The organism is Alteromonas sp. ABH4_456 (assembly GCF_056160645.1).
In genome coordinates this window covers 266,643-282,187 of sequence record NZ_JBSWXO010000001.1, presented here as the reverse complement: position 1 = coordinate 282,187, position 15,545 = coordinate 266,643, and the positions used below count along the sequence as shown (strand labels likewise).

The following is a 15,545-nucleotide window of genomic DNA, read 5'->3' as shown; positions in this document are numbered from 1 at the left end:
ATGACCTCGTTAGTTAAATATCATACACCGTCCAGATGGGAGCATGATCAGACGGCTTTTCAATGCCGCGCAATTCGTAATCAATACCGGTTTCCTGAAGCCCTTCATGGACAGGCTTTGTTGCCAGGATATGGTCAATGCGCAGACCCCGGTTGTCGTTAAATCCTTTTGAGCGGTAATCGAACCAGCTGAACTGGTCGCTTACTTCCGGATTTTGTGCTCTGAAGCTGTCGGTCACGCCCCAGTCGTAGAGCTTGTTAATCCACTCCCGTTCTTCCGGTAAAAAAGAACATTTGCCGGTTTTCAGCCAGCGTTTACGGTTATCCTCGCCAATGCCGATATCATTGTCTGCCGGCGAAATGTTAAGATCACCCATAATGATGACGTTGTCATCCTGACTATGGTGGTCACTGAGATACCCCATTAAATCGGCATAGAATTTACGCTTCGCCGGGTACTTGGTTTCATGCTTTTCATTCTCGCCTTGAGGGAAATAGCCATTCAGTACCCGTACCGGCTGACCATTTTTACCTGCTAACGTCACCATTATCATGCGGCGCTGAGCGTCTTCTTCATCAGTGGGAAAACCGTATTGCACATTCAGCGGCTTCTCTTTTGTGAGCATAGCCACACCGTAGTGACTCTTCTGTCCGTGGAAGAAAACGTGGTAACCCATCGCTTCCACATCAGCGACAGGAAACTGCTCGTTATGCACTTTGATTTCCTGCAAACCGATGACATCCGGCTGGTGTTTTTCAATCAGTGCAGACAGCTGATGCAACCGCGCACGGATCCCGTTAATATTAAAAGATACTACTTTCATGAAATTCACTGTTAATTAATTTATTGCAATCATAGCAAAACCGCTGTGCTGCCTGAAGACAGGCACAGGCTATTTTGCAGCTTTTGAGTTAAGCAGGTTCACTGTAGTGTGAGGCAGTATTAATGATACTTTCAAAAACCTGTCTGGCAGCGTCTCCCGCATCATCATCGTTGATATTATTGGCCCGGGCCCAGTCAGTAGCGCCTGCTTTAAACGTTTCCCAGTTTGCGCCGGTTTCTGCCATGGCACGGTAGTATTGCTGCGGTAAACCGGGATGGCGTGACTGCAACCAGCGACTGATAATACTGCCGCCCATAGACGATCCCATCCACACATAACTGAATGCCAGCAAACTGGTTGGTGACTGAGATGATAATGCAGATTTGAACTCAGGCTGTTCTTCCTGGGCCCCTAAAATTTGCAGGTCCCGGTTAAGTGCATCAATGACATCACCGACTATAATCAGGTGACGTATTTCATCAGGTAAGCGGGCCACGAAAGGCGCGGCATAAACGTGAAAAGCCCTTAGTACAGACAAGGCTCTGCCATAATGCAGCGGACTGAACGCTTCACTGCGCATCTGGTAACAAAACGGGTACGTGGCTTCTAACTGCTTGTGAGGTTCTGACGATGATTCTCTGAGTGTTAAAAATAGTTTATTTATATTCATCAATAAGTTGATCTGATATTCTAAAAACGTTGTAAGACAATAAGCCGTAAAAAATTCTAAAAGTCATAAGCACGGTTCAAAGACATGGATAACGCCACTTCATCAGACTTCACTGTCGATCTGACTAATTGCGACAGAGAACCCATTCATCTGCCTGGCAGCATACAATCTTTTGGTTGTCTGATTGCTGTGCGCGCCGACTGGCTGATTGCGTTTTGCTCAGCCAATACTGAACATTATCTTGGTGTACCAGCGGATGAAGTTGCCGGAGAACCGCTGAAAAACTGGTTTGACAAAACGACGTTACACCATATCCGTTCTTCCTTACAGTCTTCCATGATTACCGGCAGAAATGAACGGTTGTTTGCACAAAAAGTTGTGGCTACCGGACTGACTGTTGATATCTCTGTTCATCACAACGGTCTTTATACGCTGATAGAGCTGGAAGAAGTGCACAGTGAACGTAAAGCTGATGAGCAGTTTGTGCGATCTTTGCTGACACAATTTTACCGTGCCGCCGACAGTAAAGAACTCATTGATCAGGTTGCCCAACAAATACAACTTATCACCGGATATGACCGGGTCATGGTGTATACGTTCCTGCCGGACGGGGCTGGAGAAGTGGTGGCTGAAAGTAAGCAATTTAAGCTGGAGCCTTTTCTTGGCTTGCGTTACCCCGCTTCAGACATCCCTAAGCAGGCCCGTGCCTTGTATGTTAAAAACCTGCTGAGGGTGATTGCTGATGTGGACGACACAACGGTACCGGTGTTACCTGTTGTGAAGGGGGCTGACAGTCAAATTGACATGTCATTTTCCACTCTGCGTGCGGTCTCTCCCATCCATATCGAGTACTTGAAAAACATGGGGGTGAAAGCCTCACTGTCCGTTTCCATTATCATTAACGGTAAGTTGTGGGGTCTGTTTGCCTGTCACCACTACAGCCCTAAGATACCGTCGTATTATCAACGGACGGAACTGGAACTGTTTGCTGAGGTATTTTCCCTCGAGTTGTCGTCACGGTTAATGATGGAGCAAAGTGTCGAGCGGGACAGAGTGCGGCATGTTCATAATCGGATAATGTCGACCATTCCGACCTCCGGTTCGCTGGCACAGGGCATTGCTGATCAGTTTCCTGTCATGCGCGACCTGATAAAATGTGACGGTATTTGCGTCATTGTAGACGGTGAAGTACGAAGTGAAGGGCATGGTCTGGAACCGGATAACCTCAAGAGGTTATGCCGTCAGTTGAACGCACTGGCACCCAGCGAAATTGCCGCCATTGACACTCTTGCGGATTTTATGAGTGGTTATCAGACTGATGTTCACGGCATTGCCGGTGTGCTGGCGGTCCCTGTATCAAAAAGTCCCAGAGATTATTTGCTGTTTTACCGTCAGGCACAGACCAAAACCGTAAGCTGGGCAGGTAATCCGGAGAAACCGGTGGTAGCCGGCCCGAATGGCGCCAGACTTATGCCAAGGAGCAGTTTCGACGTCTGGCAGCAAACGCACAGTGACAGTTGTCACGAATGGCTTGAGCAGGAACTTAATGACGCAGATTCTTTGCGGGTGACCCTTCTTGAAGTAATGATAAGACACATTCAGGAAAGGGACAGTATCCGTCTGCAGGCTGCACGAAAACATGAAATTCTTATATCGGAACTGAATCACCGGGTACGGAACATTCTGAATCTGGTCAACGCCATTGTGATGCAAACTGAGCAAGCCGGCAGAACACTGGAAGAATTTATTCAGGTTCTCAGTGGCCGCCTGGTTGCTCTGGCATCCGCTCATGATCAACTTACTGCGTCAGACTGGACTGATATTTCATTCCGCAAATTACTGGAAACTGAAATTCAGGCCTACGTGAATTTATCTAACAGTATTGAGCTCCATGGTGAGGATGTGTTGATAGCGCCTTATGCAGCCACGCCTCTGGTGCTGGTGATGCATGAAATGTTTACCAATGCAGCGAAATATGGCGCGCTTTCGAACTCAGGTGAAAAGGGCACGGTGTCTGTCCACTGGTCTGTATCGAAAAAATCTGAGTTAATCATCCGCTGGGAAGAAACTGGCGGTCCTCCTGTGTCACTGCCGGGTAAAGACAGTTTTGGTATGACAATGATACGGAATGTTATTCCCCATGAACTTGAAGGTGAAGTGGACGTTGAGTTTTCTCCGGGCGGCGTAAGGGCGACACTGGTGATCCCCCATCGTTATCTTGCCGTTAAAGACACTTCTACGGACAGTGAAAATGTGGCAGCGATTGCAGAACCCGATACGTCTTTGAGCATGCCGGAACATGCTCTGGTAGTCGAAGATAGTCTGGTGATTGCCCTTGATATGCAAAAAAAGCTGAAGGCACTTGGTGTTCAGAATGTCGCCGTAGCAGGTACGCTTGCCGCAGCGCGCCGTTCTGTTGAAGGGCGCGAACCCGGCCTGGCTGTTTTTGACGTGCATCTGGGTAATGAAACCAGTTTTGACCTTATCAGACAGCTTTCAGCCAAAGGTATTCCTGCCATTATCGTCAGTGGTTATGGTGAGGATGTAGACATCCCGGATGAAATAAAGCATGTACCGGTGCTAACCAAGCCGGTCACCGGGCAGGATTTAATGACTACTCTGGCGCAAATCTTGTAAGACTGATTGACGCAGTCTTTATTCATGATGAAGAGTAATGTGTAACTTAGCGTCAACCGTCGTCTTCAGACTTATCCGGCGGTGATAACAGGAGTAGTGATGAGTTTACTGGAAAATAAGCGGGTGCTGGTGGTGGAAGATACCACTATTGCGGCAACCTATCTGGCCCGCGAACTTACTCATATGGGCGCTGAAGTCGTCGGGCTTGCCCGCTCAGAGTCACAGGCCGTTGAAATGGCTGAGGAACTCAAACCTGAACTTATTCTGATGGACATCCATCTCGCCGATGGTGGAAGTGGTATTGAAGCCGCGAGGATCATTGCCAATAAAATTGTTACGCCATTGATTTATACAACGTCTTTTTCTGACGACACTACATTGAGTCAGGCGTTGGAAACGTCGCCATATGGCTACATTGTTAAACCTTTCGATACTAAAACACTGAAAGTCTGTTGTGAAACTGCATTAAAGCGATTTGAACTGGAACAGAAAATCGTGTTCAACACGGTGCTGCCTGAAATCCAGCGCGACACTGCGGCGCCAGTCAGTCGCGGTGGAGTTTTACCAAATGAAACAGAGAAGAAGCACCGACTTTCTGACGTGATCTTCGATCAGTTGTCCGAAGGGGTCGCTATTATTGATGACGCCTTTATAGTCACAGAGGCAAACCGCTCGCTGGCAACCTTGTTAACCGGTGATGCGTCTACCCTGAAAGGGCAGGACATCACCCGGTATGGTTTTAACCCTGAACTCTTTTCACGTTGCGATGAACTGGCACAGTCTGACCGTGTATACCGTCATAAATTATCCCTGCGAAACGGCACAGAAGCGATGTTTCCCGCTTTTATTACCCTGTCAAGCCTGGAAGCAGGAACGGACAGGCAGCAATGCGTCCTGACAGTATCTGACATATCAGATCTGTCCCGGGCAGAGCGTAAACTGGAGGAACTGGCGTTCCGGGATCCGCTGACCGGAACGGGAAACCGCAATTATATGAAACTGTTGCTGGATGAGGTGAAATTTTCGCGCTGTATCCAGTCTCTGATTTTTATTGATTTGGATGGCTTTAAGCAAATCAATGACCGCTACGGTCATGATATCGGCGATGCGTTGCTGGTGACATGTGCCCAGCGCCTGCACGCTGAACTGAGAAACACTGATACATTAATCCGTCATGGTGGCGATGAATTTGTTGTGCTTGTTCAGGACAACGCTGACATATTAGCGCTGACACAAAAAATGCTGGTGTCTCTGGCTAAACCTTATCATTGTCACAGTGTGCCGCTTTCCGTCACTGCCAGTATTGGCGTCGCTGATTTTGATATGCAGGACAGTACAGAAGAGTTGCTGAAACACGCTGATATCGCTATGTATGAGGCGAAAAAGCAGGGTAAGAACCAAACTGTGGTTTACTCTTCTGATCACGAAACCGCCATTGAATACCGTTTGCTGGTGGAAGAGAGTTTGCTCGCTGCCATTAAAAATCAGGATTTGTACGCCAGTTTTCAACCTATTGTTGACGGTGAAGGCAATGTTGTCGCACTGGAAGCTCTGTGCCGCTGGCGGGGGAAAGACGTAAAAGACATGCAGCCGGATACGTTCATTCCCGTGGCCGAAGAGACGGGGTTAATCAATCCCTTAGGCTTAAAAATGTTAAGGGAAGTATGCATTGCAAGCGGAATGCTTGAAGCACAGGATTTAAGTCACATCAGGATCCACATTAACGTGTCGTTGTTGCAACTCAGTTCAACAGCGCTGGTGGATCAGTTTGTCACCTACTTTGCGGATTTCAACGTATCACCGTCATCCGTTGTGATCGAAATTTCAGAGCGGGCTATAGTCGATGCCGGTGCTAAACGTATTATCCGGGCGCTGGAAGACTATGGGTTTACTGTGGCACTGGATGACTTCGGACATGGCCTTGTAGCCTTATCCGAATTAACAGATAACCGTGCGTCGGTGATAAAATTCGACGGTACCTGGCTGGCCAGGCTGGAAGATGAACCTATGCGGTTACTGGCAGCCTCGCTGGTGGATTTAAATAAGCGTTTGGGTAAATCAGTTATCTTTGAAGGCATCGAGTCTCCCGCACAGGCCGAATTCGCCAGAGAGGTTGGAGCAGATTTATTCCAGGGCTTTTTGTATGCCCGGCCAAAGTCTCTGACGGAAATTCTCAGAATGCTTGCGCCTGAAGAGGCACGTGTTGCCTATTAAAGTGGTTATTCTAAAGAATTGATAGCTGACAATGATTGCTGCGGTGTTATTGCCATATTTTGAATGCGGGGATAGCCGAAGCAATCGGGGCAGGGCATATCATGTAATGCTTTGAACAATGCCTGCTCGTGGCCGGTAGATATTGAAAACGTACAGCATGACGGATTGGTTTGCATCATAAACAGACAAAAATCTACCACAGGCTCATGTTGAATTAAGCTATTTTGCAGTTCCTTGAAGCAGACCAGTGCTGTGTTTATCAGTGTCTGAAACTGTAAATCAATATCGGAAAACGCATTCTCAGTGATGTCCAGCCAGGGAAATTGCACAGTAATAGTTTTCTGTGATGGTGCGCCGGCAGGGAGTGTTGCCCGGTACAAAATGAAAGCTCTTTCATTAAACGATATTCGGTGTAATGTCAGAAAGTCATCGGGCAGTAATGAACAAAACTGACTGTGTGGTGCTGTAATTTCCATTTTACTTTGTCTTACCGGTATTCGTCTTCTAAGTTTTGCTGGTGAACATACATGGAGATAGGAAATTTATCATAGATGTTGTTGTCGTCTCCATGCATTGAATGAACAACAAACAAGTTGTTTACCGGCACGCCGTTTGAACCGGCAAAAACATTAATAAATTCTTTTACCAGCACGTGGCTGCTAATTGTGGTCTCGTCTGTGATCTGCTTGGCCAGATCATTGATCCGGTTCAGGCATCCCATGAATTCGTCCAGTAACGAAACCAGCTCTATGCTTCGTGGCGTTTCTTTCAAAACCGACGCTCTGAAATCCGTGGGGCCACCGAGGAAATCACGGTCGATATACGCTTTGATTTCGTAGCGGCGGGCAGAATCAGGTGAATCAGATACAGGTTGCCCGCTTATTTCAATTTCGTGAACGCTGATCCCGTAATAAGACACATAGTCGTACAAACTGTCTACAAACCGGTAGGCGAAAGAGCGCTGATATTCAATTTCCATGCGCCGGGTGAGCCTGTTAATTTCGGAACGGTCCTGGATGCAGGCCTGCACATGCCGTTTGATTTGTGCCGTGAACGTCCGGCCACTAAGAATATAATTATTCACCGCGGCGTTAAGTCGTGTCTTTGCGTCAATTAAGTGCTCAGGGTGAGCATTATCGAGATAGGCAGTCCCCACGGCTTTGAGCGCTTCTGTAATCAGGCCGTAATTAGTTCTGACCAGTTTAAATTTATGCCGGATAGCATAAGCTGAAGATAGACGTTTTCTTGCCCGTTTTAACTCCCGGAATTGCTCCTCATCAAGAGGCATTGAGGCTGCATGTGCCGGCGAAAGGATACAATAGGATGAGCTCATCAATACGTTACTCAGTTAACGCAGTCTTTAATCACAATTATGGAGATTAGCACGGAAAGGCGGGAGTTTATATTAGTTTCCGGGCCTCTCTGTGGGTATAATCCGCCGGAAATTATTTATGTGAGAAAAATATGTTCCCGGATACCGTATCTGAAACTTTACCTGAAATTGTACAAAGCCAGGCTGCATCCTTGTCACCGGAAGAACGTACCGCGTTGTTTCTTCAGTACTCTACCAAAGCACAGTCAGTGTGGCTGGTAAAAGGAGAGGAAGGCTTCGTGATGTTCGAAAATGACGGTGCAGTGGTGTTGCCCGTATGGCCCCATAAGGATTTAATCAATACATGGGAAGTGGCAGCACACACTACATTAACAGCGGAAGAAGTGGCGCTCGACACGTTCCTGGAAACCTGGCTGCCCGGCATGGCTGCTAACAATACCCATGTGTGTGTTTTCCCGCTTAACAGTGACGATGCCGGCATTATCATGACAGCTTCTGAACTGGCAGACAGCCTGCAAGAAGAGACAAAGTAAAATGACCCTGCCGCCGCTTGCCGCCGGGGTCAGTGAGGCCCGTGGCTGGGATAATGTCATGCGACATATTATGCTGGCAGGCAAGCATTTACCGGTGTTGCCTGAATCTTTACGCTCTGCCGGCAACAAAATTGCCGGTTGTCAGAGTAATGTGTGGCTGGACGTAAATACTGAAGACGGCGCCTCGCCATTTCTGGCGTGGTCTGATTCGAAGGTGATAAGAGGCTTGTTGGCGGTAATGCTTGAAAAAGCTGCTTTAAGCGGGCCGCTGACCGTTGCTGAATGGCAGGAATTCTTGCAGCAGGCAGGTCTTGAACGCTATCTCAGTGAGTCACGCACCAGTGGTTTGCGCTATGTCATAGCCGCGCTTGCTAATCCTAAATGACACGATTGTCCCGGATGCGTTCTAACACGCCGTTAAAGCAATCAATATCCGGCTCGTTAACATCGCACTGAAAGGGCAGTTGCCGCGAAATGCGTTTTACCTGTTCAGTGTCATCTACATAACTGTATACACAGGCATGTGTGAACAGAATTTCCGTCCATGCGGAAGGTAACGGTGAAGAGGAACGGATAAATGCATCAATGTAAGGCAATAAGTCGTATTCAGCCTCAGCAGACAAGCTGGCAATATATTCCACTGCGCCATTGGCTTCATCTTTTAAACCGTACGCCCGCCCGTACTGGATGGAACTGACAGCTTCAGCCACTCCCTGACAAAAATATACATTGTCATCTTCCTGTGCACTGGCAGTGCAGGAATACAGGGTAAGTAGTAAGGTGCTGATCAGTGTTTTCATTCATCTTTCCTGAGAGGCTGACAAGTTAAGCATAGCGACTATTGTCCGTGATGTTTGTTTTTTGCCTCTATCCATTGTGACATAAATTGTGAAGCCCGCAGTGACTGGTGCCATACCATCGCCTGCAAAAACCACTGCCGGCGATCGGCGTGAAGGCGGTTGCGACGGTCATTAACTTCATCAAGGAGCATTCGCTGGTGTTTTACTGAGTCAAAATGACTGGCCGCAAAACGTTTGCCATCTTCTGACGCTTTTAACCATAGATTTTCATCAGTATATAGCGTGACAGCAGATTCAACAAAGTCTTCGTTGGTATGTGTAACCATACCGGGCCAGGTTTCCTGCTCACCAACCCCTTCTGCACCGGTTGTTGTGGTTACAGAGGGCGTACCGCATTGCATGGCTTTCACCAGTTTTCCTTTTACGCCCGCGCCAAATCTTACGGGGGCCAGCATTATCCGGTGAGATGCAATGGTTTCATCTGCATTCTCAGCCCATCCCCTGACGTGAAATCCTCTGGCCGGATTATGTAAAGCCATTGCCTTCTTAGGAGGATACGCGCCGTGTATATTCAGGTTAATGCCCGGCAGGCGCTTTCTGACAGCCGGCCAGATCTGTTGTAGCTGAAGTACCGCATCCCAGTTCGGGGCATGCCGGAAATTACCGATAAAAACAAAATCTGAGCGGGCATGGAAGTCTGGCAGAGGTGTCCGGCATCCGGTCGTTAGCAGCGGCAGGTGCATCAATTGCTCCCGTGGGATCGGGAAATTGCTTTGCAGCCAGTTCAACTCCTGGTCAGAAATGATCAGCGTCAGATCACTGCGCAGAATGGCGGCGACCTCCCTGATAGTCATCTCACTGAATGTGCCGGGAAAATTGTCTGATTTGTGGCCGCTTTTAACCTGCTCGTGACGCTGATGTCTGAGGCTGTGCAAGTCTTCCGTATTTAAAATGCGCATGGCGTCCGGGCAAGCGCCGCGCACTCTTGCACTGAACTGCTCTTCAGTCATAAAGCGGTCGAACACCACCACATCCGGCGAAATAGCGGCAATACGCTCATCGAAACTGCTGCAATTTAGTGCCACACTTTCTGTCGTCAACCCGTCTAAATCCAAATCGGCGCAATGCTCAGACGCATTGGCGGCAGTCATAAATACTACCCGCCAGCCATCATTCAGGAAGCCGGTGATAATACCCATCATATTCTGTCCCGCTGCTGAAGAGTCAGGCTCTGGCCACACAAAACCGATAATCACAGCCACAGGCCGGAAAGATGAAAACGCAGTGCTCACAAGGTGTTCCGCTAACAAAAGACGGTATGTTACCAGACTCAGGGCAGGGTATGCATTTTAAGACTTATGTATCTGGTCATACGTCGTCTCTTTTATACCTTTACGTTAAACTTCAAATAATTCCCGGGCCCGTATTATTTAAGGCCTTAAACTGAAAAAGTGTGGCATGTTACGATTTCCTGGCCTATACATGTAAACAGCGAGCTGAAAAAAGGAACGCCTGCTGAACAAGGTCTACAGGATATTGCCGGAGTATTGTTGTGATGAATGCACAAAATATTGCAGAAAAAGCGAGTGGGGTGTTTGTACTGCCTGATGCAGTTACCCGGTTAAAAGAGTGTATGGATGACAACGCAGTCAGCATAGATGACATTGCTGAAATCATTGCTTTTGACCCGGGGCTTACCAGCCAGATGCTGAAAGTCGCTAACAGTGCGTTGTACCGCTTCCCTAATAAAATTGAAACCATCAGCCGTGCACTGCAAGTCATCGGGACACGTTCAGCCTACGACCTTGCGCTCGCTTACGGTATTACCCACGCATTCAGTGATATTAACGCCAACGTTATCGATCTGGACAAATTCTGGGAGCAGAGCGTCAGTTGCGGCTTGCTGGCAAAATATTTTGCTGAGAACAAACACATCCGCGAACCTGAGAGACTGTTTGTTTGCGGTTTACTGCATAACATCGGAGAGCTGGTGATCGCATCAGAGATGCCTCAGGAAGCGAAACGATGCCTGGCGTTCAATGCCAGAGTCAGTCCCGCTGAATTGCAAAAAGCCATTCTCGGCTTTACCTATGCAGAATTGTCCTCTGCACTGGTGCAGTGCTGGGGGATCCCTGAATCTATCTATCGTCCGGTATCGCTGATTCACGACGTCGACATCGGAGTGGACGATTCCGATACCCTTATTCTGCAACTCAGTTATGTGCTGGCCTTGGATAACGTAAATCCTGAAGTGTATCCGAGCTATCACAATCTCTCGCCGGAACTGCACGACAGACTGGCGTTGAAGCGGGAAGACCTGGAAGATGCGCTGGATATCACTAATCTGCAGTGTATCAGTGTAATGTCACTGTTTAATCCGAACTCTTTTATTCTGTACTGACCGCCGGTTTCCCCCGGCGGCCGCCTTTTGCTAATCAAATACCGCCACTGTTTGCCTGCTAAGGGCAACAACATCATTATGACTGTTCCAGATGGTCGCTTCTGTGTGACCGTATCCGTCTGCAGCCTGACGGGTATGTACCTTATATGCGAACCAGTCTGTACCACTGACCTCGTGATGAGGGTGAATAAATTCAAGATTCCAGCTCACAGTACTTGCCGGTGCAGGCCATCGCAGCATCTGCAGCAAAGTAGGAGGCCAGGCATCGATCATAGTGATCAGATGTGCATCACTGATGCTTTGAGGCGCTTTCTTAAAACGCATGAAACCGTGGTAATGGCTGCCTGATTTTCCTGTGAAAGGCATGCCGCCATCGTCGATAGCCAAATCAAAATGCTGGAAAAATTTAGGCGTGACCTTAGGTATTTGCGGGATAAATTTTGCCTTTTGTGGCCAGGGCATTTCGTGGGTTTCAACATTGTCTACCCGAATCTTTGAGGTCCGTGCCATGCCGAAGCATGCCTGTACAAACACACATGTCTGACCGTTTTGTATAATCTGACCCGTGTACTGGGATACGTTTTTACCCGTACGCAGGCAGGTGACCAGAATAGTAAAGGGCTCGTTCAGTAACAACGGACCGACAAAGTTAGTGGTGTAAGAGCGTAAAACACGGTCATCATGAACCTGTGTTGAAATAGCCTGATAGGCCATGCCGGCGGAGATGCCGCCAAATGCAGTGCGGCCCTGGGCCCAGTCCTTTGGTATGATTAATGGTTCACTCTGCCATTGATTTTCGGTTATAGCAGACATTTCCGGTACAGCAAGTAATTCATCTACGTGCATAATTCTTCTGGTCGGATGAGTTTTGTTGTATCCTAGCAGAGTTTTTACACTTCGCCAATTTTACGGTTTCAGGAAGAGTCCGGACGACTTATGACAACAATTCATTTTGCCCATGCCAACGGGTTCCCGGCAGCAACATACAATACCCTGTTTTCAGCATTACCGGCAGACTGGAACGTGCTGGCGAATCCTCAGTTTGGCCACAAGCCAGAATTTCCTGTAGCCGGTAACTGGCAAAAACAGGTTGATGAACTTGTCTGGTATCTGGATTCGCAGGAGCAATTCCGGCCTGTCTGGCTTGCCGGTCATTCATTCGGGGCTATGCTGTCTTATATGACCGCATGCCGTTATCCGCAAAGAGTAAAGGGGGTAATTATGCTGGATCCCCCGATGGTGTACGGGGCTAAACAATGGCTGGTGCGCGGGGCGAAAAAACTGAATCTGATGGACAGAATAACGCCGTCACGGCTTGCGAAAATTCGCCGGACGCACTGGCATAAGGATGATGATCTGGAAGGATACTTTGCCGGTAAAGCACTGTTCAGAAATATGGATAAACGCTGTATCAGGGATTATGTCGCCGCCGGCACGGTGAAAGACGGAGAAAACCGCAGACTGACTTTTGACAGACAGGTAGAAGCCGAGATCTTCCGTCATTTTCCCCATAATTTGCACCAATTTTCAGGCAAATTGCAGTGCCCGGGGCTGATGGTTGCCGGTTCCGGATCGGATGTGGCAAAACCGTCAGACAGAGCCAGATTCGTTAAAGACAATGCTCTGGAATTCCGGATGTTCGATGGCGGTCATATGTTCCCCCTCGAACAACCGGAAAAAGTCGCTGAAATCATTACAACCACGATTCAGCACTGGCAGGCGGGCTAACCCCCTAAACCACCAACAGGCATGCCCAGCATTTCGCGGGTTACCAGTACAACCCCTTTATCAGACACACGGAAACCCCGGGCGCGGTCTGCCTCATGGTCGTAGCCGATAACAGTGCCTTCGGGCACCACACAACCCCGGTCAATGACGACTTTCTTCAGCCGGCAGTTACGCATAACTTCAACATCAGGCAGGATCACCGCTTCTTCAATGGTGCTGTAAGAGTGCAACCTGACATTTGAGAAGCACAGACTTCTGCGCAGCGTTGAACCGGAAATAATACAACCGCCTGACACAACGGAATTAATGGCTTCTCCCCGTCTGCCGTCTTCATCCCAGACGAATTTCGCAGGGGGCAATTGCTCCTGGTACGTCCAGATTGGCCATAAACGATCGTACAGATTCAGTTGCGGCACCGGCGCAACCATTTCCATGTTGGCTTCCCAGAAAGAATCAATAGTACCCACATCGCGCCAGTAAGCCTGTTCATCACCGGATGTTTCAAACGGGTAGGCAATTACCGTATGGTCTTTAATGATAGAAGGGATAATGTCTTTACCGAAATCACGTTGAGAGCCTTGTTTTTCAGCATCACGGCGCAATTGCTCGAACAAAAACTCTGTATCGAAAATATAATTACCCATAGATGCCAGGCAGCGTGTGCTGTCACCGGGCAGAGGAGTAGGGTGTTCAGGTTTTTCTTCAAAGCCCAGAATACGCATATTTTCGTCGACCGACATAACGCCAAATGCCCCGGCAGCTTCCTGAACCGGTACCGACATACAAGACACCGTCATTTTTGCGCCGCTTTCAACGTGGCGGGCAATCATCGGGCCGTAGTCCATACGGTAAATATGGTCTCCGGAAAGGATCATCACATATTTGGGTAACTCATCGCGGATAATATCGATGTTCTGGAAAACCGCATCTGCAGTCCCTTCATACCAGCTATCGGAAAAACGCTGGGATGCTGGTAGAATCTCGACGGATTCGCCGAGTTCTTTTTTAAAGTGTCCCCAGCCCCGCACCAGGTGGCGGATGAGTGAGTGGGATTTGTACTGCGTTACCACACCAATCCGGCGGATACCGGAATTAACACAATTAGATAACGGAAAATCGATAATGCGAAATTTGCCGCCGAAATAAAGGGCAGGTTTTGCCCGCCAGGTAGTCAGTTCATGCAGTCTTGACCCCTTGCCGCCTGCAAGAATCAGCGCGTAAGTGTCCCGGGTCAAATTACTGATATAGCGTGAACTGTTATCAGCCATGTTGGTTCTCCATTTTATCAGCACGTTACGGCTGTGCCTGAAAGACAAAAGCAAAAAGTAACATTTGGACAACACTGTCACAAATGATTAACTCCATATTACACAAGATAAAATTTAACGCCAGATAAGGATTTTTATGCCGGCCAAATTAACCAGAACCCCGGTGATTTTCGATCACGACGGCGGTATCGACGATTTATTATCTCTGATGCTTTTACTGACAATGGACCATGTGGATCTGTTGGGCGTGACGATTACTCCGGCAGACTGCTATCCGGATGACGCACTGTTAAGTACTTTAAAAATTTTAACGCTTACCGGTAACGGGCATGTGCCGGTAGCCACAGGGAATATCCCGGGCCCTAATCCGTTTCCCCCTGAATGGCGGGCTCAACCGAGGGTTTGTCACAGCATGCCGGAAATGCTGCGGACGCAGGAAATCACAGATAATGTGCAATCTGTCGCGGCTGACACCTGGATTGAGGAAACGTTAAAGCAGGCAGAATCACCGGTAACGGTGCTGATGACGGGACCGTGTACAAACTTATCTGCAGTTTTGTCCCGTCAGCCAGCTTTAAAACCCGCAATCAAAGAAGTGATTTGGATGGGGGGGGCCATTGATGTGAAGGGGAATGTGGCAATGCATGACCATAACGGTACCGCAGAATGGAATGCTTACTGGGATCCCTGTGCTACCCGTACGTTAATTCAAAGTGGCGTTAATGTGTGTCTGGTTCCTCTGGACGCCACAAATGCGCTCCCGGTTGACCGGGCGTTCCTTATCCAGCTCGCGCAATCATGCACCCCGGTGGCGGATCTGGCAGGGCAGTTCTGGGCTGCAACGGTCACCGCTATCCCGTCTTACGAGTTTACCTATTTCCTATGGGACATACTGGCGACGTCCATCGCAGGATTACCGGAAACGGCATTTTCAAAAACCTCAGGGTATGTTAACGCATCTGTTTCGACCCCTGATGCAGGACGCATTTTCAGATGTGAGAAAAGTGAAGGGCACAAAGTAAACTGGATTGACCGGGTTGACGCAGATGCCGTCAGAAAATATGTCGTTCAGCAATTTTCCGGGACGTTTGACACATTTCCTGCTGCAAATGTTAATTAAGTGTTATATATTTTGAGT

Annotated in this window: 15 protein-coding genes; 7 read left to right on the top strand and 8 right to left on the bottom strand. The window is 48.4% G+C overall.

Going from position 1 to position 15,545, the window contains the following annotated elements; translation table 11 throughout:
• Nucleotides 1–13 precede the first annotated feature (13 nt).
• Both xthA and ACXAG2_RS01300 read right to left on the bottom strand, forming a co-directional pair.
• The gene (gene xthA / locus ACXAG2_RS01305) at nt 14–823 is read right to left on the bottom strand and encodes an exodeoxyribonuclease III (protein ID WP_474864006.1); all 810 of its coding nucleotides are present in this window, start codon (nt 821–823) and stop codon (nt 14–16) included.
• Between the two features lie 88 nt (nt 824–911).
• Entirely contained in the window at nt 912–1,493 is a 582-nt protein-coding gene (locus ACXAG2_RS01300) for a hypothetical protein (protein WP_474864005.1), read from the bottom strand.
• A gap of 84 nt (nt 1,494–1,577) precedes the next feature.
• On the opposite strand from ACXAG2_RS01300, the gene ACXAG2_RS01295 reads away from it, so the two are divergent.
• Nucleotides 1,578–4,130, top strand: a complete 2,553-nt coding sequence (locus ACXAG2_RS01295) for an HWE histidine kinase domain-containing protein (protein ID WP_474864003.1) — start codon at nt 1,578–1,580, stop codon at nt 4,128–4,130.
• Nucleotides 4,131–4,229: 99 nt separating this feature from the next.
• Nucleotides 4,230–6,344, top strand: coding sequence for a two-component system response regulator (locus tag ACXAG2_RS01290; RefSeq protein ID WP_474864001.1), 2,115 nt, complete (start codon nt 4,230–4,232; stop codon nt 6,342–6,344).
• A 5-nt stretch (nt 6,345–6,349) separates the two neighbouring features.
• On the opposite strand, the gene ACXAG2_RS01285 is transcribed toward ACXAG2_RS01290, so the two are convergent.
• Entirely contained in the window at nt 6,350–6,820 is a 471-nt protein-coding gene (locus ACXAG2_RS01285; RefSeq protein WP_474864000.1) for a hypothetical protein, read from the bottom strand.
• Nucleotides 6,821–6,831: 11 nt separating this feature from the next.
• Nucleotides 6,832–7,677 carry a hypothetical protein gene (locus ACXAG2_RS01280; RefSeq protein ID WP_474863998.1) on the bottom strand — a complete coding sequence of 282 codons (846 nt, stop codon included), beginning with the start codon at nt 7,675–7,677 and terminating at the stop codon, nt 6,832–6,834.
• Between the two features lie 131 nt (nt 7,678–7,808).
• On the opposite strand from ACXAG2_RS01280, the gene ACXAG2_RS01275 reads away from it, so the two are divergent.
• Together ACXAG2_RS01275 and ACXAG2_RS01270 are read left to right on the top strand one after the other, a co-directional pair.
• Nucleotides 7,809–8,210 carry a DUF2750 domain-containing protein gene (locus ACXAG2_RS01275; protein ID WP_474863996.1) on the top strand — a complete coding sequence of 134 codons (402 nt, stop codon included), beginning with the start codon at nt 7,809–7,811 and terminating at the stop codon, nt 8,208–8,210.
• 1 nt (nt 8,211) lies between these two features.
• A complete protein-coding gene (locus ACXAG2_RS01270; RefSeq protein WP_474863994.1) occupies nt 8,212–8,595 on the top strand; it encodes a SufE family protein in 384 nt (127 codons plus the stop codon).
• Here ACXAG2_RS01270 and ACXAG2_RS01265 read toward each other — a convergent pair.
• Together ACXAG2_RS01265 and ACXAG2_RS01260 are read right to left on the bottom strand one after the other, a co-directional pair.
• Complete coding sequence (locus ACXAG2_RS01265) at nt 8,588–9,010, bottom strand: hypothetical protein (protein WP_474863993.1); 423 nt, start codon at nt 9,008–9,010, stop codon at nt 8,588–8,590. The genes ACXAG2_RS01270 and ACXAG2_RS01265 overlap by 8 nt on opposite strands.
• Nucleotides 9,011–9,048: 38 nt before the next feature.
• Nucleotides 9,049–10,302: a glycosyltransferase gene (locus ACXAG2_RS01260; RefSeq protein ID WP_474863991.1), complete on the bottom strand. Its 1,254-nt coding sequence runs from the start codon at nt 10,300–10,302 to the stop codon at nt 9,049–9,051.
• 263 nt (nt 10,303–10,565) lie between these two features.
• Here ACXAG2_RS01260 and ACXAG2_RS01255 point away from each other — a divergent pair, with 263 nt between their 5' ends.
• Nucleotides 10,566–11,411: an HDOD domain-containing protein gene (locus tag ACXAG2_RS01255; RefSeq protein ID WP_474864436.1), complete on the top strand. Its 846-nt coding sequence runs from the start codon at nt 10,566–10,568 to the stop codon at nt 11,409–11,411.
• A 30-nt stretch (nt 11,412–11,441) separates the two neighbouring features.
• Here ACXAG2_RS01255 and ACXAG2_RS01250 read toward each other — a convergent pair whose 3' ends face one another.
• Nucleotides 11,442–12,257 carry an acyl-CoA thioesterase gene (locus ACXAG2_RS01250; protein WP_474863989.1) on the bottom strand — a complete coding sequence of 272 codons (816 nt, stop codon included), beginning with the start codon at nt 12,255–12,257 and terminating at the stop codon, nt 11,442–11,444.
• Between the two features lie 90 nt (nt 12,258–12,347).
• Here ACXAG2_RS01250 and ACXAG2_RS01245 point away from each other — a divergent pair, with 90 nt between their 5' ends.
• Nucleotides 12,348–13,139, top strand: a complete 792-nt coding sequence (locus ACXAG2_RS01245; protein WP_474863987.1) for an alpha/beta fold hydrolase — start codon at nt 12,348–12,350, stop codon at nt 13,137–13,139.
• Here ACXAG2_RS01245 and glgC read toward each other — a convergent pair.
• A complete protein-coding gene (gene glgC / locus ACXAG2_RS01240) occupies nt 13,136–14,407 on the bottom strand; it encodes a glucose-1-phosphate adenylyltransferase (protein WP_119501571.1) in 1,272 nt (423 codons plus the stop codon). The genes ACXAG2_RS01245 and glgC overlap by 4 nt on opposite strands.
• A 136-nt stretch (nt 14,408–14,543) precedes the next feature.
• Here glgC and ACXAG2_RS01235 point away from each other — a divergent pair, with 136 nt between their 5' ends.
• A complete protein-coding gene (locus tag ACXAG2_RS01235) occupies nt 14,544–15,527 on the top strand; it encodes a nucleoside hydrolase (RefSeq protein WP_474863985.1) in 984 nt (327 codons plus the stop codon).
• The last annotated feature ends 18 nt before the right edge of the window (nt 15,528–15,545 follow it).

What these genes read in the sequence shown, in the direction of transcription:
- xthA (WP_474864006.1), bottom strand. Translation starts at nt 823, where the DNA reads ATGAAAGTAGTATCTTTTAATATTAACGGGATCCGTGCGCGGTTGCAT.
- ACXAG2_RS01300 (WP_474864005.1), bottom strand. Translation starts at nt 1,493, where the DNA reads ATGAATATAAATAAACTATTTTTAACACTCAGAGAATCATCGTCAGAA.
- ACXAG2_RS01295 (WP_474864003.1), top strand. Translation starts at nt 1,578, where the DNA reads ATGGATAACGCCACTTCATCAGACTTCACTGTCGATCTGACTAATTGC.
- ACXAG2_RS01290 (WP_474864001.1), top strand. Translation starts at nt 4,230, where the DNA reads ATGAGTTTACTGGAAAATAAGCGGGTGCTGGTGGTGGAAGATACCACT.
- ACXAG2_RS01285 (WP_474864000.1), bottom strand. Translation starts at nt 6,820, where the DNA reads ATGGAAATTACAGCACCACACAGTCAGTTTTGTTCATTACTGCCCGAT.
- ACXAG2_RS01280 (WP_474863998.1), bottom strand. Translation starts at nt 7,677, where the DNA reads ATGAGCTCATCCTATTGTATCCTTTCGCCGGCACATGCAGCCTCAATG.
- ACXAG2_RS01275 (WP_474863996.1), top strand. Translation starts at nt 7,809, where the DNA reads ATGTTCCCGGATACCGTATCTGAAACTTTACCTGAAATTGTACAAAGC.
- ACXAG2_RS01270 (WP_474863994.1), top strand. Translation starts at nt 8,212, where the DNA reads ATGACCCTGCCGCCGCTTGCCGCCGGGGTCAGTGAGGCCCGTGGCTGG.
- ACXAG2_RS01265 (WP_474863993.1), bottom strand. Translation starts at nt 9,010, where the DNA reads ATGAAAACACTGATCAGCACCTTACTACTTACCCTGTATTCCTGCACT.
- ACXAG2_RS01255 (WP_474864436.1), top strand. Translation starts at nt 10,566, where the DNA reads ATGAATGCACAAAATATTGCAGAAAAAGCGAGTGGGGTGTTTGTACTG.
- ACXAG2_RS01250 (WP_474863989.1), bottom strand. Translation starts at nt 12,257, where the DNA reads ATGCACGTAGATGAATTACTTGCTGTACCGGAAATGTCTGCTATAACC.
- ACXAG2_RS01245 (WP_474863987.1), top strand. Translation starts at nt 12,348, where the DNA reads ATGACAACAATTCATTTTGCCCATGCCAACGGGTTCCCGGCAGCAACA.
- glgC (WP_119501571.1), bottom strand. Translation starts at nt 14,407, where the DNA reads ATGGCTGATAACAGTTCACGCTATATCAGTAATTTGACCCGGGACACT.
- ACXAG2_RS01235 (WP_474863985.1), top strand. Translation starts at nt 14,544, where the DNA reads ATGCCGGCCAAATTAACCAGAACCCCGGTGATTTTCGATCACGACGGC.